4 protein-coding genes are annotated in these 1,465 nt (G+C 44.4%); 2 read left to right on the top strand and 2 right to left on the bottom strand.

Translation table 11 applies throughout. From position 1 onward, the window contains the following. Positions 1–173 precede the first annotated feature (173 nt). Together DCM90_RS10025 and DCM90_RS09670 are read right to left on the bottom strand one after the other, a co-directional pair. Positions 174–311 carry a hypothetical protein gene (locus DCM90_RS10025; protein ID WP_154707667.1) on the bottom strand — a complete coding sequence of 46 codons (138 nt, stop codon included), beginning with the start codon at positions 309–311 and terminating at the stop codon, positions 174–176. A 69-nt stretch (positions 312–380) separates the two neighbouring features. Continuing rightward, the gene (locus DCM90_RS09670) at positions 381–632 is read right to left on the bottom strand and encodes a hypothetical protein (protein ID WP_109251157.1); all 252 of its coding nucleotides are present in this window, start codon (positions 630–632) and stop codon (positions 381–383) included. A 156-nt stretch (positions 633–788) separates the two neighbouring features. Here DCM90_RS09670 and DCM90_RS09665 point away from each other — a divergent pair, with 156 nt between their 5' ends. Continuing rightward, positions 789–1,130, top strand: a complete 342-nt coding sequence (locus tag DCM90_RS09665; RefSeq protein ID WP_225366034.1) for a hypothetical protein — start codon at positions 789–791, stop codon at positions 1,128–1,130. Positions 1,131–1,139: 9 nt separating this feature from the next. Next, positions 1,140–1,465: hypothetical protein (locus tag DCM90_RS10135; RefSeq protein WP_225366033.1), on the top strand; the 326-nt coding region annotated here is incomplete at its 3' end.

Below are 1,465 nucleotides of genomic sequence, written 5' to 3'. Positions count from 1 at the left end.
GCACGGCGCACAGCCGCAGTTTCACCTTCCAGATTCATGACTTGTTGCTGCTCCTGGGTATAAACCCGGACATTCTTTGCTGACGGCAAAGAACCAATGAAGCTTACAAGATTCTGTGTATTCTCAGACATTTGCTTAATTCCGGCCATAGCCAATCCCCTCAACATTTTGCTTTATTCATTCCAGTTCATCCGCCACCTGACAGTGAACGCCACAATAACCACCACAGCAGCAAATGCCAGCAACGCCGGTTGTGTAATGCCAAGTGCTTCAAGTGCTGCTCTTACAAACACTGCATTTTGATAGGGCATAATTCCCCCTTTTTAATTGCATTAATGACCAACATTAAGCAGTAAGGCCAACTAATGGACAGATTACAATTAGCTTGCAGCTTGATAATGCCAAACGTTAAATGACACTACGCCAAGAGACAGCAGTACACGTTCAGCATCACCTAGCGTATCAAAACTTACAGGGAGTCCAGCATCATCGCCCAAAACAATTGAGCCGTGCTGAGGGCCGACAAAGCAAATGCTATATGCACCTTCTATCGTAGTGTTGTAGTTAACACGAGCACTACCTAATGTAGCTAAGCTTTTACGCACATTCTCTATTGTCATTCGCATACTCATGATGACTTACTCCCGTATCACTCTAGTTACTTTTCAAAACCAAATCGTTTTACTGTTTCCACGAATTGTGGGTCAGCCTCCAGATAAGCCGACAACAGTTCTCCATGACTAATGTTGCCCCTACTAAGAAAAATCTCATTCTCGATTTCCGAGTTCATGAATTTAAGCAGTATGTTGTATTTGTACTCTGTCATATTTGGAAAATTATTCATCGACGCTTTCCTTGTTGATTCATGTAAAGAAAAGGAAGATGAAGTATACGCCATAATAGCCCCTTGGGCAGGCATTCCAACATGGTACACCGGACACCAACTGGATCAGAATCGCTTTGCCAGTGTCATGGATGACTTGCACAGTCGTTTTGGTCCGGGACTTGATATGAAAGTTTTTGAGGCTGCGTTACGACGGCACGCGCTAGATACTCCTACAATGCTTGGAGCACCGGATAACTGGGATCAAGTAATAAAAGAGTTTGTAACTATGGCAAGAAACCATTAAGGGGGCATTTTGACCAACTCAAACACCCCGCGAACCATCTCAAAGCAAGTCAATAGGTTAATATCAAAATTAAACCTGAAGGCACCACCGGTTTATGTAAAAGTGCAGCCTGAATCAGGCGCGATAGTGAGCGAATGCTTTCCGAATGTAGAACGCAAAGTTCTCTCAAGTGGCGGGAAAATGCTTTGCGGGTGGCAGATTTGGGAATGGCCAAATGTCATGATAGAAGCAGAGTTTCATGCTATTTGGCAAAGCCCGGAAGGGGACTGGGTCGATATCACACCGAAGCAAGATGAAGAACAGACTATTTTGTTCGCTCACACTCCAAAGCGGCC

Source organism: Levilactobacillus bambusae (assembly GCF_003124125.1).
GTDB classification, from domain to species: Bacteria; Bacillota; Bacilli; order Lactobacillales; family Lactobacillaceae; genus Levilactobacillus; species Levilactobacillus bambusae.
Note: the sequence above shows the minus strand (reverse complement) of the source record. Positions and strands in the feature narration are given on the sequence as shown.